This window comes from Arthrobacter sp. TJ-254, assembly GCF_058269175.1.
Genome location: NZ_JBZCNF010000003.1, coordinates 460,079 through 481,102 on the forward strand (window position 1 = coordinate 460,079; position 21,024 = coordinate 481,102).

The 21,024-nt window shown below is 67.3% G+C and carries 22 protein-coding genes; 14 read left to right on the plus strand and 8 right to left on the minus strand.

What is annotated here, in order from left to right:
* Positions 1–20 precede the first annotated feature (20 nt).
* The 6 genes from mmsB to AC4D14_RS10785 all read right to left on the minus strand — a co-directional run bounded on the left by mmsB (position 21) and on the right by AC4D14_RS10785 (position 6,878).
* Entirely contained in the window at positions 21–1,313 is a 1,293-nt protein-coding gene (gene mmsB, locus AC4D14_RS10760) for a multiple monosaccharide ABC transporter permease (RefSeq protein WP_490902153.1), read from the minus strand.
* Between the two features lie 24 nt (positions 1,314–1,337).
* Entirely contained in the window at positions 1,338–2,876 is a 1,539-nt protein-coding gene (gene mmsA / locus AC4D14_RS10765; protein ID WP_490902155.1) for a multiple monosaccharide ABC transporter ATP-binding protein, read from the minus strand.
* Positions 2,877–2,984: 108 nt separating this feature from the next.
* The gene (locus AC4D14_RS10770; RefSeq protein ID WP_490902157.1) at positions 2,985–4,226 is read right to left on the minus strand and encodes an ROK family transcriptional regulator; all 1,242 of its coding nucleotides are present in this window, start codon (positions 4,224–4,226) and stop codon (positions 2,985–2,987) included.
* Positions 4,227–4,258: 32 nt separating this feature from the next.
* The gene (locus tag AC4D14_RS10775) at positions 4,259–4,780 is read right to left on the minus strand and encodes a gamma carbonic anhydrase family protein (RefSeq protein ID WP_490902162.1); all 522 of its coding nucleotides are present in this window, start codon (positions 4,778–4,780) and stop codon (positions 4,259–4,261) included.
* A 148-nt stretch (positions 4,781–4,928) separates the two neighbouring features.
* The gene (purU, locus tag AC4D14_RS10780) at positions 4,929–5,789 is read right to left on the minus strand and encodes a formyltetrahydrofolate deformylase (protein ID WP_490902164.1); all 861 of its coding nucleotides are present in this window, start codon (positions 5,787–5,789) and stop codon (positions 4,929–4,931) included.
* A gap of 9 nt (positions 5,790–5,798) precedes the next feature.
* Entirely contained in the window at positions 5,799–6,878 is a 1,080-nt protein-coding gene (locus AC4D14_RS10785; RefSeq protein WP_490902166.1) for an NAD(P)-binding domain-containing protein, read from the minus strand.
* A 478-nt stretch (positions 6,879–7,356) separates the two neighbouring features.
* On the opposite strand from AC4D14_RS10785, the gene glyA reads away from it, so the two are divergent.
* The 9 genes from glyA to AC4D14_RS10830 all read left to right on the plus strand — a co-directional run bounded on the left by glyA (position 7,357) and on the right by AC4D14_RS10830 (position 15,090).
* Positions 7,357–8,679 carry a serine hydroxymethyltransferase gene (gene glyA / locus AC4D14_RS10790; protein ID WP_490902168.1) on the plus strand — a complete coding sequence of 441 codons (1,323 nt, stop codon included), beginning with the start codon at positions 7,357–7,359 and terminating at the stop codon, positions 8,677–8,679.
* Positions 8,673–8,837: a hypothetical protein gene (locus AC4D14_RS10795; RefSeq protein WP_490902170.1), complete on the plus strand. Its 165-nt coding sequence runs from the start codon at positions 8,673–8,675 to the stop codon at positions 8,835–8,837. Before glyA ends, AC4D14_RS10795 begins: the two co-directional genes overlap by 7 nt.
* Positions 8,834–9,721, plus strand: a complete 888-nt coding sequence (locus AC4D14_RS10800) for a bifunctional methylenetetrahydrofolate dehydrogenase/methenyltetrahydrofolate cyclohydrolase (RefSeq protein WP_490902172.1) — start codon at positions 8,834–8,836, stop codon at positions 9,719–9,721. The genes AC4D14_RS10795 and AC4D14_RS10800 overlap by 4 nt, the downstream gene beginning before the upstream one ends.
* Positions 9,722–9,880: 159 nt before the next feature.
* The gene (locus AC4D14_RS10805) at positions 9,881–10,822 is read left to right on the plus strand and encodes an ABC transporter ATP-binding protein (RefSeq protein ID WP_490902173.1); all 942 of its coding nucleotides are present in this window, start codon (positions 9,881–9,883) and stop codon (positions 10,820–10,822) included.
* A complete protein-coding gene (locus AC4D14_RS10810; protein ID WP_490902175.1) occupies positions 10,815–11,696 on the plus strand; it encodes an ABC transporter permease in 882 nt (293 codons plus the stop codon). Before AC4D14_RS10805 ends, AC4D14_RS10810 begins: the two co-directional genes overlap by 8 nt.
* A complete protein-coding gene (locus AC4D14_RS10815; protein ID WP_490902177.1) occupies positions 11,693–12,526 on the plus strand; it encodes an ABC transporter permease in 834 nt (277 codons plus the stop codon). The genes AC4D14_RS10810 and AC4D14_RS10815 overlap by 4 nt, the downstream gene beginning before the upstream one ends.
* Before the next feature lie 52 nt (positions 12,527–12,578).
* Positions 12,579–13,040 (plus strand): LpqB family beta-propeller domain-containing protein, encoded by a 462-nt coding sequence (locus AC4D14_RS10820; protein WP_490902178.1) that lies wholly within the window; start codon positions 12,579–12,581, stop codon positions 13,038–13,040.
* Positions 13,037–14,668 (plus strand): DUF5671 domain-containing protein, encoded by a 1,632-nt coding sequence (locus AC4D14_RS10825; protein WP_490902179.1) that lies wholly within the window; start codon positions 13,037–13,039, stop codon positions 14,666–14,668. The genes AC4D14_RS10820 and AC4D14_RS10825 overlap by 4 nt, the downstream gene beginning before the upstream one ends.
* Before the next feature lie 65 nt (positions 14,669–14,733).
* Positions 14,734–15,090, plus strand: coding sequence for a VOC family protein (locus tag AC4D14_RS10830; RefSeq protein WP_490902181.1), 357 nt, complete (start codon positions 14,734–14,736; stop codon positions 15,088–15,090).
* A 46-nt stretch (positions 15,091–15,136) separates the two neighbouring features.
* Here the strand turns inward: AC4D14_RS10830 and AC4D14_RS10835 are convergent, their stop codons facing one another.
* Together AC4D14_RS10835 and AC4D14_RS10840 are read right to left on the minus strand one after the other, a co-directional pair.
* The gene (locus AC4D14_RS10835) at positions 15,137–15,877 is read right to left on the minus strand and encodes a class F sortase (protein WP_490902183.1); all 741 of its coding nucleotides are present in this window, start codon (positions 15,875–15,877) and stop codon (positions 15,137–15,139) included.
* 19 nt (positions 15,878–15,896) lie between these two features.
* Positions 15,897–16,670 (minus strand): hypothetical protein, encoded by a 774-nt coding sequence (locus AC4D14_RS10840; protein WP_490902185.1) that lies wholly within the window; start codon positions 16,668–16,670, stop codon positions 15,897–15,899.
* A 173-nt stretch (positions 16,671–16,843) separates the two neighbouring features.
* On the opposite strand from AC4D14_RS10840, the gene AC4D14_RS10845 reads away from it, so the two are divergent.
* The 5 genes from AC4D14_RS10845 (at position 16,844) to AC4D14_RS10865 (ending at position 21,015) form a co-directional block, all read left to right on the plus strand.
* A complete protein-coding gene (locus AC4D14_RS10845; RefSeq protein ID WP_490902187.1) occupies positions 16,844–17,338 on the plus strand; it encodes a hypothetical protein in 495 nt (164 codons plus the stop codon).
* A gap of 102 nt (positions 17,339–17,440) precedes the next feature.
* Positions 17,441–18,274: an exodeoxyribonuclease III gene (locus AC4D14_RS10850; RefSeq protein WP_490902189.1), complete on the plus strand. Its 834-nt coding sequence runs from the start codon at positions 17,441–17,443 to the stop codon at positions 18,272–18,274.
* Positions 18,275–18,290: 16 nt separating this feature from the next.
* Complete coding sequence (trpS, locus tag AC4D14_RS10855) at positions 18,291–19,331, plus strand: tryptophan--tRNA ligase (protein ID WP_490902191.1); 1,041 nt, start codon at positions 18,291–18,293, stop codon at positions 19,329–19,331.
* Between the two features lie 3 nt (positions 19,332–19,334).
* Positions 19,335–19,973 (plus strand): 2'-5' RNA ligase family protein, encoded by a 639-nt coding sequence (locus AC4D14_RS10860; RefSeq protein WP_490902193.1) that lies wholly within the window; start codon positions 19,335–19,337, stop codon positions 19,971–19,973.
* Positions 19,933–21,015 carry a YihY/virulence factor BrkB family protein gene (locus AC4D14_RS10865; RefSeq protein WP_490902195.1) on the plus strand — a complete coding sequence of 361 codons (1,083 nt, stop codon included), beginning with the start codon at positions 19,933–19,935 and terminating at the stop codon, positions 21,013–21,015. The genes AC4D14_RS10860 and AC4D14_RS10865 overlap by 41 nt, the downstream gene beginning before the upstream one ends.
* Positions 21,016–21,024 lie beyond the last annotated feature (9 nt).

Here is a 21,024-nt window from a genome sequence, read left to right on the forward strand (position 1 = left end):
GTGCCGGCGGGTTGCCGGGATCAGGCCTTGGAAATGACTTCCTTGGTCTGGATGGGCTGATCGGAGTCGGGGCTCCTGCCCTCGCTCGGCTGGTCGGGCTTCGAGCGGTTGCCGAAGTTCCGGGTGAGCAGGCCGGTGATCGACGGCTTGCCCTGGGTCTTGTTGTAGACGTCGAAGGCGACGGCGATGAGGAGCACCAGGCCCTTGATGATCTGCGTCATGTCAGCGCCGATGCCCAGCAGCTGCAGGCCGTTGTTCAGGACGGCCATGACGAGGCCTCCGATGATCGAGCCGACGACGGTTCCCACACCGCCGGTCACCGCAGCGCCGCCGATGAAGACTGCCGCAATCGCGTCAAGTTCCCAGCCGACGCCGTCGAAGGGCCCCGAGGCGGTGGAGCGGCCGACGAAGATCATTCCGGCAAGGGCGGCCAGGATCGACATGTTCATCATGACCATGAAGTTGACCTTCTTGCTCTGCACGCCGGAGAGCTCGGCCGCGTGCCGATTGCCGCCGACTGCGTAGACGTGGCGGCCTGCAACGGTCTTGTTCGAGATGAAGCCGAAGATGATGACGAGCGCACCGAGGATCAGGCCGGGGATCGGGAAGGAGGTGCCCGGGCGGCCGGTGGCGAACAGGTAGGTCGCGTAGAGGATCGCAGCTGAAATCAGGCCGGCCTTTGCCACCGAAACCCACAGCTCGGGCACCTGCGCGCCGACCCGGGCGAGCCGCCGGCGGTTCCGGATCTCGCTGTAGATGACGAAGGCGACGAGGAGGAGGCCGAGCAGCACGGTGAGGTTGTTGTACCCGGTGTCGGGTCCGACCTCGGGGAGGTAGCCGGAGCCGATGTACTGGAAGCCTTCGGGGACGGGGACGGTGTTCGACTTGCCCACGAACTGGTTGGCGCCTCGGAACAGCAGCATGCCGGCCAGCGTCACGATGAACGCGGGTATCCCGACGTACGCCACCCAGAAGCCCTGCCAGGCGCCGATCAGGGCTCCCAGCGCCAGCCCCACGAGGATCCCGCCGAACCACGGCAGGCCCCAGTCGCGCATGGCAATCGCCACAACGATGCCGGCGAAGGCCGCGACCGAACCCACCGAGAGGTCGATGTGCCCGGCGATGATGACCAGCACCATCCCGATCGCGAGGATCAGGATGTACGAGTTTCCGTTGAAGAGGTTCATCATGTTGCCGGGAGTGAGGGTCTTGCCCCCGGTCTGCCACTGGAAGAAGACAACCAGCGCGATGAGCGCGAAGATCATCCCAAACTGGCGGGTGTTTCCGCCAAAGATTTGCTTGAGGGAATTCATAGTTAGCGTCCTAGGGGGCTTCGGTCAGGCAGCTTTTTTGCTGGCGGTCATCAGTTTCATGAGGGATTCCTGGTTTGCATCGTCGCGGGCGAGCTCTCCGGTGATGGCCCCCTCGAAGATGGTGTAGATGCGGTCGGAGAGCCCGAGCAGTTCGGGGAGTTCAGAGGAGATGACGATCACTCCCTTGCCCTGGTCCGCCAGGCGCTGGATGATCCCGTAGATCTCGAACTTCGCGCCCACGTCGATGCCGCGGGTCGGCTCGTCGAGGATCAGCAGCTCCGGATCGGTGAACATCCACTTTGCGAGGACAACCTTCTGCTGGTTGCCGCCGGAAAGCTTGGCGACACCCTCGTTGACGGAGGGCGTCTTGGTGCGCAGGGACTGCCGGTATTCCTCCGCCACCCGGAACTCCTCGTCCTTGTCGACGACGAAGTTGCGGGTGATCTTTTTGAGGTTCGCGGAGACGGTCGTTGACTTGATGTCGTCGAGGAGGTTCAGCCCCAGCGACTTGCGGTCCTCGGTGACGTAGGCAAGGCCGGCGTCGATCGCCTGGGGCACCGACTTCAGTGCCACTTCCTTGCCGTTGATGAAGATCTGTCCCGACTTGAAGTTGCCGTAGGAACGGCCGAAGACGGAGCGGGCGAGCTCGGTGCGCCCGGCGCCCATCAGGCCGGCGAAGCCGACGATCTCGCCGCGCCGCACGTGGAAGTTGGCGTTCTTCGTCACCAGGCGGTCCTGAACGGTCGGATGCCCGACGGTCCAGTTACGCACTTCGAAGAACGTCTCACCGATCTTCGGCGTGTGCTCGGGGAACCGTGATTCGAGGGAACGGCCGACCATGCCCCGGATGATCCGGTCCTCGTCGACGCCGTCGTTCTTGACGTGGAGCGTCTCGATCGACTTTCCGTCACGGATGATCGTGATTGAGTCGGCGATCTGCTCGATCTCGTTGAGCTTGTGGGAGATCATGATGCAGGATATGCCCTTGGACCGCAGGCCCGCCATGAGATCCAGCAGGTGCTGGGAGTCCGACTCGTTCAGTGCCGCGGTGGGCTCGTCGAGGATGAGCAGCTTGACCGACTTGCTCAGGGCCTTGGCGATCTCGACGAGCTGCTGCTTGCCGACGCCGATGTCCTTGATCTTGGTTGTGGGATCTTCGCTGAGGCCAACGCGCGCCATGAGTTCGAGGGTGTCCCGGTTGACCTTGTCCCAGTTGATGACGCCGAACCGGCGGGGCTCGTTGCCGAGAAAGATGTTCTCGGCGATTGACAACTCGGGGATGAGTGCCAACTCCTGGTGGATGATCACGATTCCGGCAGCTTCACTCGAGCGGATGTCCTTGAACTGGACTTCCTCGCCCTGGAAAACAATCGATCCGGAGTAGTCGCCGTAGGGGTAGAGGCCGGAGAGCACCTTCATCAGGGTCGATTTGCCGGCGCCGTTCTCGCCGCAAATGGCGTGGATTTCGCCGGCGGTGACGCTGAGCGACACATCGGAGAGGGCCTTAACGCCAGGAAATTCCTTGGTAATCGATCGCATCTCAAGGATAGTGTGGTGATCCATTGCAGCCTCCCGCAGTGACGGCGTTGTCTTAGTGCAGGCCCAATGACGACCCGAAAAGAATTGAACCCTGCTGAACTACTTGGCGTCAAGTCTTGAACGCAAGGAACTTTAGAAAGACGCGGAAGAGTTATGAAGCACCCGACGCGGAGGGAGGATGGCGGGCTGCGAAAGCACCACCGCCGCACCTCCGAGCGCTTCCGCGCGGTCCCCGAGCGCCGACATGTGCACGGTCGTCGTCTCCCCGACCGTGGGCACCGCGTGGCGGGCGAGCCCGCGCCGGATGGGGCTGAGCAGGATGTCGCCGAGCCCGGTGAGCGGACCGCCCATGACGATGACCTCGGGGTTGATCAGGTTGGCCACATGGGCGACGGCACGGCCGATGGCCAGGCCGGCGTCGTCGATGACGCGCAGGGCCGCGGTGTCGCCGCCGAGGGCGAGGTCGACGATGTCCTTGGTGTCGATGGGGTGGGTGGACCCCCGGTTGAGCAGTTCGATCATCGTTGAGGTCGAGGCGACCGTCTCAAGGCAGCCGCGGTTCCCGCACCGGCACACGAGCCCGTGGTCGCTGATCGTCGTGTGTCCGAGTTCGCCGGTGATTCCGACGTTGCCGTAGAACAGGGCGCCGTTGAGGATCAGCCCGGCCCCAATGCCCGAGCCGACCTTCATGAACATCAGGTTCTCGACGCGGCTGTGCACGCCCCAGGTGATCTGGGCGAGGGCGCCGAGATTGGCGTCGTTGTCGATGAAAACCGGTATGCCGAGCCGCTCACCGAAGCTGTCGCGGATGTTGATGCCCACCCATTCAGGGAGGATGGCGCCCTGGACGACGGTGCCGGTGCGGCGGTCGATCGGGCCGGGAATGCCGATGCCGGCGCCGAGGACGGCCGAGCGGTCGACGCCGGCCTCGTGGAGGGCCTTGTCGAGCAGATCCGCGGCGGCGTCGAGCCCCTCGGCGGAGCTGTGGCCCATCGGCAGGGCGGCCGCCTCCTCGTGGAGCACACGGTAGTCGAGCCCCGCGAGGACCACCCGGACGTGGCGGCGGCCGATGTCGATCCCTGCCGCCACGGACCCGTTGTCATTGAGGATGACGGACAGGGCCCGGCGTCCGGAGCTGGTGGTGGGGACGGTGCTGACGATCCCGCCGCCGGCCATGATCTTGACGATGTTTGAGACCGTTGCCGTGGAAAGGCCGGTCTGGCGCGCAAGTTCGGCCTGGGTCTGCGGCCCGCCGTTGACCAGGGCACGGATGATCCGCTGCTGGTTTTGCTCACGCAGCGCGGACTGCGATCCCGGCTTCGGCAGGCTGCCGGCCGGCCTCATCCTCGCCGTTGAGGCAGATTCTGCACGCATACCCTAAAGGGTCCTACACCGCCCCGTTGTAGTCAAGAAGTTAACGCAGCACGGTGTGTCTGCGCGAGCGTCCGGTACTGCTCTGCGTTGGCGAGCACCGAGGCAACCTCGTCGTCGGTGAGCTCCCGCCGGACTTTTCCGGGCACGCCTGCCACGAGCGAGCGCGGCGGCACGACGGTTCCTTCAAGGACGACGGCGCCCGCGGCGATGAGGGAGCCCGTTCCGATGACGGCTCCGTTGAGCACCGTCGCGCTCATGCCGATCAGGCAGTCGTCCTCGATTGTGCATCCGTGGACGACGGCGCCGTGCCCAACACTGACCCGGGCGCCGATCGTCGCGGGAAAGCCGGGGTCGGCGTGGACGACGACGTTGTCCTGGAGATTGGTTCCCTCGCCGACCCGGATCGGGGCGGTGTCGGCGCGCACGCTCACACCGTAGAAGGCGCTTGAGTGCTCGCCGAGGACGGCGTCGCCGATGATCGAGGCCGTGGGGGCGGTGAACGCCGTTTCGGCGATGACGGGCGTGCTGCCGTTGAGGGGAATGAGGTGGGCCATTGCGCCAGCATAGTGGCGGAGAGGCCCGCGGCGGTCAAATGAAACCGGTCGGGTGGAACGCCGGCCGTCGCTGAAAACTGCGCCTGGTTGAAACCGGCGACTCAGTGAAACCGGTGGCTGGTTGGAGGCGGGGCTGGTTGAAGGCGGGCTAGTTGAAGACGATGGTGCGCTGCCCGTCGAGCAGCACCCGGTGTTCGGCGTGCCACTGGACGGCCTGCACCAGGGCGCGGCCCTCGAGCTCCCGGCCGATTGCGACGAACGAATCGATGGTACGGGCGTGGTCCACCCGGGTCACCTCCTGCTCGATGATCGGCCCCTCGTCGAGGGCGCCGGTCACGTAGTGCGCCGTAGCGCCGATCAGCTTCACGCCCCGGGCATGGGCCTGGTGGTAGGGCCGGGCGCCCTTGAACGAGGGCAGGAACGAGTGGTGGATGTTGATGGCCCTGCCGCGCAGCTCCGTGCAGAGCTCGTCGCTGAGGATCTGCATGTACCGGGCAAGGACCACCAGTTCGATGCTGTGCTTGGCGAGCAGGTCCCGCAGCTGGTCCTCCGCCTGATGCTTGGTCGCCGCCGTCACCGGGATGTGGCGGAACTCGACACCGTAGAACGCCGCGAGGTCCGCAAGGTCGGGGTGGTTCGAGACGATCACCGGGATGGCGATCGGCAGGGTGCCCGAACGGTGGGCGAACAGCAGGTCGTTGAGGCAGTGTGCCGACTTCGAGACCATGATGAGGGTCCTCACCTTGACCCCGTCGGCGTGAAGGTCCCAGTCCATGCCGAAGGCCGCGGCAACGGGTTCGAGCTGGCGGCGCAGCTCGGCCTCTCCGGCGTCGGTGGTCAGGGCCACGCGCATGAAGAAGGTTCCGGTATCGGGGCTGCCGTACTGCTGCGACTCGGTGATGTTCGCACCGGCGGCGACGAGGGCCCCGGAGACCCCGTGGACGATGCCCGGCTGGTCGGGGCAGGAGAGCGTGAGAGAGTAGGAGCCGGTCGTTGCTGGTGCGGTCACGCTGCAAGGCTACCGGGCGGGAACCGGTTCCCGGGAGTTCAGCAGCTTGAGGGCGGCCATTGCCGCGGCGCGGCCGGCCCGGGTGGCGCCGATGGTCGAGGCCGAGGCCCCGTAGCCGACCATCAGCAGGCGTGGCTCGCGCATCACCCGCACGCCGTCCATGCGGATGCCCCCGCCGGGTTCGCGCAGGCGCAGCGGGGCCAGGTGGTCGATCGAGGCCCTGAAGCCGGTGGCCCAGAGCACGACGTCGACGGGTTCATAGGTGCCGTCCGCCAGCTCCGCGCCGTGCTCCGTGAGTCGCCGCAGCGGCCCGCGGGAGACGAGGATCCCGGCCGCGATCCCGGCGGCGTACTGGGCGGTGATTGAGATACCCGTAGTGCCGACGACGCTCTTGGGGGGAAGCCCGGCCCGGGTGCGGGCGTTGACGGCGGCCTCGATGTCCCGTCCCCACTCCGGGTCGAATTCGCGCTCGGTCCACTCAACGGGCCTGCGGGTGCTCCAGATGGTCGAGGCTCCTGCGTCGTTGAGCTGGAGCAGGAACTGGGCCGCGGAGGTTCCCCCACCAACGACCAGGACCCGCTTGCCCGTGAAGTTCGAGGCGGCACGGAACCCCTGGGTGTGGAGCTGCTCGCCGCGGAAAATGTCCCGCCCGGGATAGTAGGGCAGATACGGGCTGTCCCAGGTGCCAGTCGCGTTGATCACGGCTTGCGCGCGCAGAGAGAGTCCCTCGCGGGTCGAGACCTCGAGGCCAGCTCCGCCGTCCATCCGCTCGACACGGGCGGCGTGCTGGGGGCGCAGCACCGGGAGCCCGTACTCGGCCTCATAGGCGCCGTAATAGCGGGTCACAACAGCCGACGACGGCTCCTTCGGGTCGGGAGCCTCAAGGGGAAAGCCCGGCAGCGGGTTCAGGGCGTGCGCGGCGTCGAAGGTCAGCGACGGCCAGCGGTGGCGCCAGGCGCCTCCGGGCCCCTCGTTCGCATCGAGCATCATGAAGTCGCGGCCGGGCTCAAGCCCGCGCTTGCGCAGATGGTAGCCACTGCTCAGCCCGGCCTGGCCGGCCCCAATGACGACAATTCCCGTCTCGCTCACGTCTTTCTCCACTTTCACTGCTCCGTTCAACCGGCCGCTTGCTCCGGCACCATCGCCCCGGCTGAGGGCCGGGCACCATGGGTGCCAACCCGCCCGCGCCTCCCGGTATTCCACCGCGGCACTCACGAGCGGTCCTCCGAAGGAGCACTCCGGCGCGGCCGCGGGCGCCGAAGCGGGGACGGGGTTGCTCCGGTTACGGGGTGGGTGCGCGGCCTCCGGCCGGTCTGTGGCGGACGGGGGAGGTGGCACCGCCCGGGCCGCTGCGGCTAGCATTGGAAGCGCCGCGACTGGCGTAGGGTGGGCAACCACCAGGAAGCGGCATGCACTGTCGAAACAACCCGGTACAGCCCGTTCCCGGATGACGGTGCCGCGCCGACCACGGATCGCACGCCTGGGCCGCGGGTCACGTTCTTCTCCGCTGGTGCCGGAGCCTGCCCGGGTGGGCTGGGCTCCTCGCGGCGGGTAGCCTGACCTGAAGATGTACCTCCACACCGAAGGACCTCCTGTGACCGCTTCGCCTCTGCCTGCAACCGACTCCGTTACCAACGCGCCCCTCTCCGAGGTGGACCCCGAGATCGCCGCGGTACTCCGCGACGAACTCGCCCGCCAGCGGGACACCCTCGAGATGATCGCCTCCGAGAACTTCGCTCCGCGCGCGGTCCTCGAAGCGCAGGGCTCCGTCCTGACCAACAAGTACGCCGAGGGCTACCCGGGGCGCCGCTACTACGGCGGCTGCGAGCACGTCGACGTCGCCGAGAACCTCGCCATCGAGCGGGTGAAGGCCCTCTTCGGCGCCGAGTATGCCAACGTGCAGCCGCACTCGGGGGCCCAGGCCAACGCCGCCGCCCTCGCCGCGATGATCAAGCCCGGCGACAAGATCATGGGCCTGTCCCTGGCCCACGGCGGGCACCTCACCCACGGCATGAAGCTGAACTTCTCGGGCAAGCTCTACGAGGTCGCCGCCTACGGTGTCGAAGAGGACACCCACCGGCTCGACATGGACCGCGTCCGCACCCAGGCGCTCGCCGAGAAGCCCGACGTGCTCATTGCCGGCTGGTCGGCCTACCCGCGCCATCTCGACTTCGAAGCATTCCGCTCGATCGCCGACGAGGCCGGAGCGCTGCTCTGGACCGATATGGCCCACTTCGCAGGCCTCGTGGCGGCTGGACTTCACCCAAGCCCGGTGCCGCACTCCGACGTTGTCACCTCGACCGTCCACAAGACGCTCGCCGGACCCCGATCGGGCGTCATCCTGGCGAAGCAGGACTGGGCGAAGAAGATCAACTCCGCCGTCTTCCCCGGCCAGCAGGGCGGGCCGCTGATGCACGTCATCGCGGCGAAGGCCACGGCGTTCAAGGTTGCCGGCTCGGAGGAATTCCGCGAACGCCAGGAACGCGTCCTCGAGGGCGCGCGGCTGATCGCCGAGCGCCTCACCGGGGCCGACGTCGCCGAGCACGGTGTTTCGGTCCTCACCGGCGGCACGGACGTCCACCTCGTGCTCGTCGACCTGCGCAACTCGGCCCTCGACGGGAAGCAGGCCGAAGACCTGCTCCACTCGGTGGGCATCACGGTCAACCGCAACGCCGTACCCTTTGACCCCCGCCCGCCGATGGTCACCTCCGGCCTGCGGATCGGCACCCCGGCCCTTGCCACCCGGGGCTTCGGTGCAAAGGAGTTCGCCGAGGTAGCCGAAATCATTGCGGCGGCGCTGAAGCCCGCTCCCGACGTCGCGGCGCTGCGGGCCCGGGTAACGGCCCTTGCGGCGGGTTTCCCGCTGTACCCCGGCCACGAGGAATGGTAGAAGAACTCCCAGCCGGCGCCGCCGCCTCACGGGCGGCGGCGTCGACCGAGTACGACATCCCCACTGCGGAATGCTGCTTCACCGGGTGCTGCGCCCGCGGCAAGGCGTTCCTTCTTGAACTGATCGAGACCCCTGAAACGACCGGAGAACGTTCATGAGCACCACCACCGCCCGCGTCCTCGACGGCAAGGCCACTGCCGCCGCGATCAAGGACGAGCTCGCCGTGCGGGTCAGCGCGCTTGCCGCCCGCGGCGTGCAGCCCGGGCTCGGCACCGTCCTCGTCGGGGACGACCCGGCCAGCAAATCCTATGTGGCGGGGAAGCACCGCGACTGTGCCCAAATCGGCATCCGTTCGATCCGCAGGGACCTGCCCGAGACCATCACGCAGGAGGAGCTTGAGGCGGTCATCGACGGGCTCAACGCCGACGACGAAACCACCGGGTACATTGTCCAGCTCCCCCTGCCGAAGCACATCGACACGAACCGCATCCTTGAGCGGATCGACCCCGACAAGGACGCCGACGGCCTTCACCCGACGAATCTGGGCCGGCTGGTGCTCAATGTCGGAGCGCCCATGGCCTCGCCGCTGCCGTGCACGCCCAACGGCATCATCGAGCTGCTGCGGCGCCACGGTATCGAGCTGGCGGGGCGCAACGTCCTGGTGGTCGGCCGCGGCGTCACCGTCGGCCGGCCCCTGGGGCTCCTTCTGACCCGCAAGGCGGTCAATGCCACGGTGACCCTTGCGCACACCGGCACCGTTGAGCTCGAGGACCACCTGGGGCGGGCCGACGTCGTCGTGGCCGCCGCGGGCTTCCCCGGAATCATCAAGGCGGCGCAGCTGAAGCCCGGGGCGATCGTGCTCGACGTCGGGGTTACCCGGGTCGAAGACCCGGAGACGGGCAAGGCGGTCCTCTCCGGCGACGTCGAGCCGGCCGCGGACCAGGTCGCCGGCTGGCTGTCGCCCAACCCCGGCGGCGTCGGGCCCATGACCCGGGCGATGCTGCTGGCCAACGTCGTTGACGCCGCCGAGCGCCGGCTATAGACGCACACGCACCCGATAACGACAATCGCACCGGATTTTTCAGGTGCGATTGTCGTTTTGGGGTACGCCGGGCGTCGGGTCGCCGCCGCGGGTCCTCGGCCGACCTCTAATTGTCCGGATTGGCTAGTCCCAATGACTTTTCTGGCCTAGGCTGGGCTGGTGCCTCCCAACCTCACCGCTGAGCCCGTTATTGCCGCGCGCGGCCTCAGCAAGCACTACGGCTCATCCAAGGCCGTTGACGGAATCTCCTTCGACGTCCCGGCGGGGGAGGCCTTCGGCCTGCTCGGCCCGAACGGCGCGGGGAAGTCGACCACTATGCGGATGATCGGCGGGGTCTCCCAGCGCACGTCCGGGCAGCTGAGCATCATGGGCCTCGACCCCGAGGAGCACGGTCCGGAGGTGCGCGCCCACCTTGGTGTCGTGCCCCAGCAGGACAACCTCGACGAGGAACTGCGGGTCCGCGACAACCTCATCGTTTACGGCCGCTACTTTGGGCTGCCCATGAGCTACCTGAAGCCCAAGGCCGACGAACTGCTTGAGTTCGCACAGCTCACCGACAAGGCCTCGGCGAAGGTCGACTCGCTGTCCGGCGGCATGAAACGCCGGCTGACCATTGCGCGTTCGCTCATCAATGAGCCCAAGATCCTCCTCCTCGACGAACCGACAACGGGCCTTGACCCTCAGGCCCGCCACGTCCTCTGGGACCGGCTGTTCCGGCTCAAGGAATCGGGGGTCACCCTGATCCTCACAACCCACTACATGGACGAGGCGGAGCAGCTGTGCGACCGGCTGGTTGTGGTCGACAAAGGCCGGATCATGGCCGAGGGATCGCCGGCCTCCCTCATTAAGGAGCACTCCACCCGCGAGGTGCTCGAACTGCGGTTCGGTTCCGATCGCAATACGACGGTGGCGGCCGAGCTGCAGGGGATCGGCGAACGCCTCGAGTCCCTTCCGGACCGGGTGCTGATCTATGCCTCCGACGGCGAAGCCGCCCTCGAGCAGGTCACCGCCCGGGGGCTGCACCCAATCACCTCGCTGGTGCGCCGGTCCTCCCTCGAAGACGTGTTCCTGCGCCTGACCGGAAGGAGCCTCATTGACTGAGCACCGCGCCGGCGCCCGCCCTGCTGCCCCCGCCGGTACCCCGCAGCCGTCCGTCCTCCGGGCCCACGCTCCGGCGGTCTCGGCCGCCCGTGCACGTGCCTACGGCTCCTGGTACTACGCCGAACACGTCCTGCGGGTGATGAACCGCTACCGGTGGACCATCATCGCCTCAAGCGTTGGCACCCCGGTCATGTACCTCTTCGCGATGGGCGTCGGCCTGGCCAGCCTCGTGGACAGCACCGGCACGGAAACCTTCGGCGGCGTGAGCTACCTCGCCTTCCTCGCCCCCGCCCTGCTTGCCTCGGCAGCCCTGATGGCGGCCACGAACGAATTCACCTACCCGGTGATGGACGGCTTCAAGTGGCGCCGCGTCTACTACGGCCCGCACGCCTCGCCGCTCGGCACCGACCAGATTGTCAACGGCCACATCATCGCCGTGACGCTGCGGCTGCTCGTGATGTCGGTCATCTACTTCGCCATCGTCGCGCTTTTCGGGGCCTCACCGTCGCCGTGGGGCTGGCTCGCCGTCCCGGTCGCCGTGCTCAGCGGGCTCGCGTTCGGGATTCCCCTCATGGCCTATGCGGCAAGCCTCACGGAGGACAAGGGCCAGTTCGCCCTCGTGATGCGCTTCATCGTCACCCCGCTGTTCCTGTTCTCAGGGACCTTCTTCCCGCTTGAGACCCTTCCGCTGCTGCTGCGCTGGATCGGGTGGATCTCGCCCCTGTGGCACGGAACCCAACTGGGACGCGCGCTCACCTACGGGTACGACCTGCCGCCGGCCCTCGCCGCCGTTCACCTGATCTTCCTTGCAGCGCTCACCGTGTTCGGCTGGCGCCTCGCACGGCGGATCTTCGCCCGGAGGCTCGGCACATGACCAACCAGCTCTCCATCGAGGACTACCAGCTCACCGCGACCGGGCGTGCCTTCGGCGCCCTCTACTCCCGCAATGCCCGCGCCGTCATCGCCCGCGGGCTGCGCGCCACAAAGAGCAGCAACTGGATGGTCATGGTCTCGGGCTTCTTCGAACCGGTGCTCTACCTTTTGTCGATGGGAGTGGGCCTTGGCGCGATCGTGGGAACCGTGACCGGCCCCGGCGGCCAGGAGATCAGCTACGCGGCGTACATCGCCCCGGCCCTGCTTGCGGTCTCGGCGATGAACGGCGCCGTCTACGACAGCACCTGGAACGTCTTCTTCAAGATGAACTTCGCCAAGCTCTACCAGGGAATGCTCTCCACCTCGCTTGGACCCCTCGACGTCGCAATCGGCGAGATTTTCCTCGCCCTGCTGCGCGGGGCGCTCTACGCCACGGGATTCACGGCGGTGATGGGCCTGATGGGGCTGATCACCACGCCGTGGGCAATGCTGATGATTCCCGCGTCCGTCCTGATCGCCTTCGGGTTCGCTGCCTTCGGCATGGCGATCACGAGCTTCATGAAGACCTTCCAGCAGATGGAGTGGGTCAACTTCGTGATGCTTCCGATGTTCCTGTTCTCGGCGACCTTCTACCCCTTGAGCGTCTACCCGCAGGCGATCCAATGGTTCATCCAGGCCCTCCCGCTCTGGCACGGGGTGGAGCTGCTGCGGCAGGTCAGCGCCGGCGTCTTCACGCCGGCCACCGCCGTCCACGTTCTCTACTACGCGGCGATGATCGTCGTGGGAGTGGTGCTGACCACCGGACGGCTGCGCAAACTCTTCCTGAAATAGCCGCAGGGCCAGGTGCCGGTCCGAAAGCCGCGCGGTGATGCATACTTTGCACATGAAACCCCCGCCGGCCAAGTCGAACCGCGCCCTTCCCGTTCTTCTCGCCGTCCTTGGACTCTTGGTTGTCACCGCGCTCGCCGTCGTCTTCTTCCGTCCGGACCCGGTGCTGCGCGACGCCTCCACCCCGGAGGGCGTCGTCCAACGCTACGCGGCGGCGGTGATCGACGGTGATGAACAGGCCGCGGCCGCCCACCTCAGCGACACCTCGGAACCGTGCCGGGAGGAGGAACACCCGGCCGAGGACAACCTCAGGGTCAGCCTCGTTTCAACGCGGGACAGGGGCAGCACTGCGGAGGTGACCGTGTCGGTCGTCAGCTTCCAACCCGGTGGTCCTTTCGGATCCTCCGAATATGAAAGCGCGGAGACGTTTGAGCTCAGCAAGGTCGGGGAGACCTGGCTGATCGACACCGCCCCATGGCGGTTGCGCGTGTGCGTCGGTGGATCGGCGGAGGAATGAGCACCAGCACCAGCACCGCGCACGCCCCGGACCTCGGTTCCGCCCAGCCTTCCCTGCGCCGGCTGATCGTCTACACGCTCCTTTTCGCACTGGTGATGATCGCCGCCAACGGGATCAGCGGGCTGCTCTGGCGGCTCTTCGACGCCGGTGATGTGCTGGTCTCCGGGGATGCGGCGGGCCTGGCCCGCTCGCTGGCCTTCACGCTCGTCGGCGGCCCGCTGGCGGCCCTGCTGTGGTGGGCGGTATGGAGGCGCATCGGCACCGAGAGGTCCTCCCTTGCCTGGGGCCTCTACGCGGCCGGGGTGTACGCCGTTTCGCTTCTTGCCGCGTTCACCTCGGTGGTCGGCACGGCCTCCGCCCTTGTCGGAGGGGAAACACAGGAGTGGGCCCGCGGCCTGGCCCAGGGCCTCGTCTGGACGGGGGTCCTCCTCTGGCACCGCTGGATGTCGCGCCACCCCGCCAAGGGCCCCCTTCGGCTCCGCGGCGTTCCCGTTGTTGTCGGCTACGTTCTCGGACTCGTCGTGGGCGTTGGCGCCGTCGTTTCGGCACTGGGCACCCTTTTCGACGAAGCCATCGGCGGGCTTGCCGGTGAGGACACCCTCGGAGCGCCGTGGTGGCGGATTGCCCTCTCACTGCTCGTGTGGGCCGCCGGCGGCGCGGCCCTCTGGCTGTGGCACTGGAAGCACGACGACGGCCGTGGCCTGCGAACGAAATTCTCGAACGTGGCACTCGTCCTCGTCGGCGTCCTGGGGACGGGGATCCTCACCCTCGGCGGCCTGGGGGTTCTGCTGTTCGTGCTCCTTCGGCTCGCCTTCGACCGTACCGACGCGCTGCCCGAGCTTCTCGACCCCCTCGGGCCGGCCCTTGCCGCTGCCTCCGTCGGTTCTGCGGTGTGGCTCTACCACCTTCGTGCAGCCGCGCTGCGTTCGGAGGGAACCCGCCTGGCGGGCAGGCTTGTGACCTCGGGCGTGGCACTTGCCGCCGCGGCCTCCGGCGTCGGAGTCATCGTCAATGCGCTCCTCGCGGCGCTCGCCTCGCCCGTTGTCGGGGCGGACCCCCGTACCCTCCTGCTCGGGGGGATCAGCTCCCTTGCCGTGGGAGGCCCCGTCTGGTGGGTGGCCTGGCGTCCCACCGGGGAACCGGCTGACGCCGAGCGGGCGCGGCGCCGGCTCTACCTCGTTGCCGTCTTCGGGCTGAGCGCCGTCGTGGCGCTGATCACGCTGCTTGTCCTCGGGTATGTGATTTTCGAATTCCTGCTCGCCGACGTGGGCGGGGGAGCGCTGCTCGAACGGGTGCGTGCACCGTTCGGCCTGCTGCTGGCAACGGGAGGCACGGCCGCCTACCACTTCAGCGTGTGGCGGCACGACAGGGCCGTGGCGCCGGGCCCGGTCCGCGCCCGCACGATCGGGCAGGTGATCCTTGTGACCGGTTCCGATCCCGCACCGCTTGTTCCGCTGATCGGCTCGCTCACCGGCGCCCGCGTCACTGTGTGGCAGCGCGCGGATTCCGGCCCGTCAACGGCTGTGCCGTCCGCCGAGGAGCTCACGCGCGCCCTCGACGGCGTCAGCGCCGAGCGTGTGCTCGTGGTGATCGGAACAGGGATCGACGTCGTCCCGCTGGCCGGGTGAGACCGGGACGGGGGCGATGGCGCCGGGTCTACCGAAGCAGTGGGTGCCCGCGCATACTTGAACCCATGATTGGATCCTGGCAAGCAACTGTCCTCGACTGCCCCGACGCGGAGCAGCTCGCCACCTTCTACCAGAGCCTGCTGGGCATGGTCCGGGTCGACGAAAACGACGACTGGATCACTATCGGGGATGCCCCCGACCGGCCCGCCCTCGCCTTCCAGGGTGTTGAGAACTACACGCCGCCCGAGTGGCCAGGGCAGGACGTCCCGCAGCAGGCGCACCTCGACGTGCTCGTCGAGGACCTCGACGACGCCGAAGAACAGGTCCTGGCACTGGGCGCGGTCAACGCGCGCTCGGGAACGGACACCTTCCGGGTGTACTTCGATCCGGCCGGGCACCCGTTCTGCCTCGTCACAAGCTAGGACTGCGCCAAGGCAATCGACGCCCCGGCTTGGGGATTGAGCCGGCTCAGGGAACCAGCCGGGCATAGACGACATAGTTGTCGTCGAACTCGCCGGTGGCAGGGTCGTAGCCGTCGCAGGTGATCAGGCGCAGTTCCGAACCCTTGGTGTTGCCGTAGACCTTCAGCGTGGGGAAGGCGTCCTTTGCGTAGCTCTCGCCTCGGGTGACCTCGAACTCGGCGGTGCTGCCGTCCTTGCGGGCAACCTTGATGCGGTCGCCGGGTTTGAGCGCGCGGAGGTCGGCAAAGACGCCCTTGCCGCCGTCCGTGGCATTGACGTGGCCAAGCATCACCGACGGGCCGCGCTCGCCGGGAGTGGGTGACTGGTTGAACCAGCTCGCGGGGGCGCCCGGTCCGTCGGGCGGCACCTCGAGGGTTCCGTTGCCGCGCAGGCCCAACGCAAGCAGGTTCGTGGCCGTGCCGATCTTCGGGATCTCAAGGGAGACGGGCTGGGAAGCCGCAAGCACCGCAGGGGAATCTTCGGTGGGCTTTGTTTTCGCCTTGGCTTTGGGTTTGGACGCCGGCTTTGTCGTAGGCGGAGCGGTGGGTGAAGCGGAAGGACGGGCCGGGGGCGCCGACGACGCCGGGGCGTCGGCTGCCGGACCCGTCGGGGCAGGGGAAGATGCCGCCGGCGGGTCCGACACGCCAGCGGATCCGGGCGAACCGGAGCCGCCGCACCCGGTGAGCACCAAGAGCGCGGCCACCGCCGGAGCTGCGAGGCTCCAGCGGCGGCCGTTTGGATTACTCATGGCGAACGCGGTGTCTGTCTTACGCGTTGTCGTTGCGGCGGCGGACGGCGTAGGTTCCGCCGGCAGCTGCGGCGAGGACCAGGCCGCCACCCAGGGCGATCATGCCCAGGTTGTTTCCGGTACCCTGCTCAACACCGGTGTCGGCTCCGCCGTCAGGCATTGCTCCCATCTGTGAGGCAACAAGCGTGCCGCACAGTGCCGGTGAGGTGGCGCCGAGGGGAAGATCAGGGTTCAGGTCGCTGGGCGAATTGAATGCTTCCTCGGAGCCGGTTGCGGTTGCGGGGTCGAGGCCGTGGACGACGACGACTGCGGTTCCGGCCTCAAGTGCTGCCTTCGTGTCTGCATCCAGTTCGATCGAGCGCTCGATCGAGTAGCTTCCACCCTGGCCGCCGAGGGCCAGGTTGAGGCCTTCCGCAGGGGTGGTGGCGCCGCTTGTGCTCAGGGTCGTGAGGATTCCGCCGTAGCCCGGGGCGCCCTCGCTCACGCTGATGATGCCGTCACCGTTGGCATCGGCCTCGGGGGTGGGGCAGACGCCCTTGGCGCCGCCGTGGATGTGCTGGACGTGCGGGTAGGGTCCGTCCATGAAGGTCTCGGCAAGTCCGGAGACCTGGAGATTGACCATGGCAGTGTTGCCGGTGACATCAACGGTGATGGTGCCGGTGCCCGTTGTGCCGTTCAGCTGGCCGAGCGTCGACGAGTAGGAACCGTCGGCGGCAGCGGCGGGCGAACCCGCCATGGCCACCGCTCCAAGTGCGAGGGCCGGGACTGCCAATAGGCGCATCTTCTTGTTCATCGGGAACTCCTCCATAGTGCGAATGGTGAGCGCCGTAAGGGCGGCGCATGCAGGCTATTCGACGTGAGTTGGGTCACGGATGGGTGAAGGATTGAAAGTATTGAAAAGGATTTGCGGCGTTCGCCGGTGGTGGAAGGCGGGAGGAGGGCCCGGTTCTTTGGAACAATAGGGGAATGCAGTCTTTGGGAAGCACAGGCAAGCCCGCCAGCCGGGGAATGAGCATGCGGATCGGAAGCACGGGGATGGCGGTCATGCTTGTCGTCTTCCTCGTTGCCGTTGTGTTCGCGGCAAACGAGAACGACGTCGTGGGGTGGCTTGTCGTTCTTGTGTCTTTGGGGTGGCTGCTCGTCTTCAGCTTCGTGGTCTTCACCCTCCGCTCGGCCGCGCGGAAGGCATCCGCCCGGCTCACCGAGGCGCAGGAGACCTTCACCGGTGCCCGTGGGCAGCGCGCAGGCGGCTCCGATGAAGCAACTAACGTGCGCAACGCGAAACTTGACCACAGCTTCAAGATCGTCCAGGTCCAGGTGGGTGTGGTCCGCGAATACCTCGGCAAGGACGAGGGAATGGTCGACCGCGCACTCGAAACGATCGAGATCACCTCACACAACGCCCGCTCCATGATGAAGGACGGCAGCGAGGGGCCCGTCGAAGGCACAATTGTCGATTAGGCGCCGGTCGATCAGGGCCCTGTCGACAAGGAACCCGGCGACCACGGGCGGCCGGGCGGGAGCGGCCCGGCCGGCATGCTTCGGGAATGCCCTCGGGGTAAGGTGGGTCGAGTGAGTCTGCCTTCCGATCTTTCGACGAAACCCCTGCGGATTGCCTCGGTCAATGTCAACGGAATCCGCGCCGCTTACAAGCGCGGCATGGACCAGTGGCTCCAAGGGCGGGACATCGACATCCTCTGCCTCCAGGAGGTCCGGGCGCCCGACGCCGTCGTCCGTGAACTGCTCGGGGATTCCTGGCATATCCAACACGCCGAGGCGGAGGCCAAGGGCCGCGCCGGAGTTGCAATCGCCTCGCGGATTGCGCCCGTCGCCACCAGGGAATCGATAGGTGACAGCTACTTCGAAACCTCCGGCCGGTGGGTGGAGGCGGATTTCCTCGTCAACGGCACCGCGCTGACCGTTGTCAGCGCCTACGTCCACTCCGGCGAGGCCGGCACGCCCAAGCAGGATGACAAGTACCGGTTCCTCGACACAATGGAGGCCCGGCTGCCCCAGCTCCGCAAGGAATCCGACCACGCACTGGTGGTGGGGGACCTCAACGTTGGGCACACCCCCCGGGACATCCGCAACTGGAAGGGCAACCTCAAGAAGGCAGGGTTCCTTCCGGAGGAGCGCGAGTATTTCGACCGGTTCTTCGGCGAGGACATCGGATTCGTCGATGTACAGCGTGCACTGGCCGGCGACGTCGACGGACCGTACACGTGGTGGTCCTGGCGGGGGAAGGCATTCGACAACGACGCCGGATGGCGCATCGACTACCACCTGGCCTCACAGGCCCTTGCCGCGCTGGCGGAAGGGGCGGTCGTTGACCGGGCGCCGTCCTGGGATACGCGCTTTTCGGACCACGCTCCACTGGTAGTGGACTACCGGCTTTAGAAACAGGAATCAGCACATGACGTCGAACCCACCCACCGGCCGCCGGCGCATCCTCTCCGGGATGCAGCCTTCGGCCGGGTCGCTCCATCTCGGCAACTACCTTGGCGCCCTCGTCCACTGGGTCCGCATGCAGGAGGAATACGACGCCGTCTTCTTCATCCCCGACCTTCACGCGATCACTGTGCCCCAGGATCCCGCGGAGCTCGCCGAGCGCACCCGGATCACTGCCGCCCAGTACATCGCCGGGGGCGTCGACGTCGACAAGGCAACGCTGTTCGTGCAGTCGCACGTGCCCGAGCACGCCCAGCTCGCCTGGGTGCTCAACTGCATCACCGGCTTCGGTGAAGCGTCCCGGATGACCCAGTTCAAGGACAAGGCCTCCAAACAGGGCGCCGACGCTTCGAGCGTGGGCCTGTTCACCTACCCGATCCTCCAGGCCGCCGACATCCTGCTCTACAAGCCTCAGGGCGTGCCGGTGGGGGAGGACCAGCGCCAGCACGTGGAGCTGAGCCGCGACCTGGCGCAGCGGTTCAACGCCCGCTTCGGAGACACCTTCGTTGTGCCCGAGCCGTTCATCCAGAAGGAATCGGCGAAGATCTACGACCTGCAAAACCCGACGGCCAAGATGTCGAAATCGGCGCCGTCCGCTGCAGGGCTGATCAACCTGCTCGACGACCCGAAGGTCACGGCGAAGCGCATTCGATCGGCGGTCACCGATACGGGGACGGCCATCGCCTTCGACCGGGAGGAGAAGCCCGGGATTTCGAACCTGCTGACAATCTACTCGGCGCTGACCGGACGCTCCATCGCCTCCCTCGAGGCCGACTACGAGGGCCGGATGTACGGCCACCTCAAGGTGGACCTGGCCGACGTGGTCGCCGAGGCACTTGGCCCCATCCAGGCCCGGACGGCCGAGCTGCTCGACGATCCGGCCGAGCTCGACCGGCTGCTGGCGAAGGGTGCCGCCAAGGCGAGGGAGACCGCAGCGGAGACCCTTGCCGCGGTTTACGCGAGGGTCGGGTTCCTCCCTGCCCCGGTCCGGGCGGGGGTTTTCTAACCCATGCGCCAGCGCACGAGCGAGCCCCAGACCCGGCAGGGGAGCGAACTGCTGGACGAGCGCAGCGCCGAGCGGCTTGAGCGTCCCGGGCCCGCCGGCCAGCGGACCAGCTGCGTGGGTGTCACGCTTCCGGTCCCGGAGCCGCTTGCGTCGGAACTGGAGCAGTGGCGGGCCTCTTTCGGCGACCCCATGGCAGCCCTCGTCCCACCGCACATCACCCTGATCACAACAACCCCCGCCACGGACTGGGAGTGGACGCTCGAGCATGTCCGCGCGGTGGCGCAGAAACAGGATCCCTTCACCGTCACGCTCAGCGGAACCGGCTCCTTCCGCCCGCTTTCGCCCGTGGTGTTCCTCCGCGTCCGCGAGGGGTTCGAGGCCTGCGTGAAGCTTCATTCGCGCCTCCAGCGTGGCCCCCTGGAGCGGGACCTCGAGTTCCCCTTCCATCCGCACGTCACCGTCGCCCACGACGTCAGCGAAGCGAGCATGGATGAGGCGATGGAACGGCTTCACTCCTTCGAGGCTTCCTTTACGGTACGTACTATGGGACTGTACGAGCACGAGCCGACCGGCCTGTGGAGACTGAGGGAAGAGCTTACCTTTGGCCAAGACCCTGAAGGCTGGGAGACCGCGGGCACCTGACCAGGTCTCGCCGGCCGACCGCGACAAGCTCGTCCTGAAGGCCCTTGAGGCGCGGCAGAACCTGAGCCGGCTGACCCGTGAAGGCACGCGGGGCCCGGCCCTTGCCGCAGCCCGGCTCGGCGTGATGATGGCCCGCCTCAGCGCGCTGCGCCCCATACGTGCCCTCCAGCTTTACGCACTGCGCCGCGGGGCGCTGCTTGCAGCAGGCATCGCCTATCGGATGTTCTTCGCCATCGCCGCGATGCTCATTGCGGGGTTCTCCATCCTTGGACTGGTCATCGCCGGGGACACCCGGCTGCAGGAGCTGATCGTTGAGACGGTCGGTGCCACGACGCCGGGTCTCATCGACACCGGCGAGGGCGGGCTGGCCACCCGGGAGGAATTGTTCTCCGGTTCGGGCTTCGGCGTCGCGCTCGTGATTTCCACTGTCGTCATGCTCGTCTCATCACTCGTGTGGATGGCGGGAATCCGGGCAGGCATGCGGAGCATCTTCGCCCTGGGCCCGGTCACCGAAAGCGCAATGAAGGTCATCCTCAAGGACCTCGCGGTGCTGCTGGTCCTCGCCGTGGCACTGCTCGTGACGACGGGCGTCGGCTTCATCGCCAATACGATGGTTGATTTCGCGCTGGAGCTTGTGGGGCTCACCGAGGCGGCACGCCCGCTGACGCAGTTCGCGGGCTTCACCATCATGCTCATCCTCGACACCGCCGTCGCGGCCATCCTGCTCCACACCACCTCGGTGATCGACATGCCGCGGAAGGTCCTGCTGCAGGCGGCGCTTTTCGCCGGTGTTGGGAGCACGGTGCTGCGCACCCTCAGCGCGGCGCTGCTTGGCGGCGTCGGCAGCTCACCGCTGCTCGCGCCGTTCGCCGTGATCCTCGGTCTCTTCGTCTGGTTCTACCTGCTGAGCCAGGTCTACCTGATGGCGGCGGCGTGGGGAGCGATCGGAACGGCCGACGAGCACTCCGAGGCGGCCCTTGCACATCGGGAGAAGGCAGGCACGCTGCGACAAAAGAGCCGCAGGGGCCAGCGGGAGGCCTGACGCCGCACG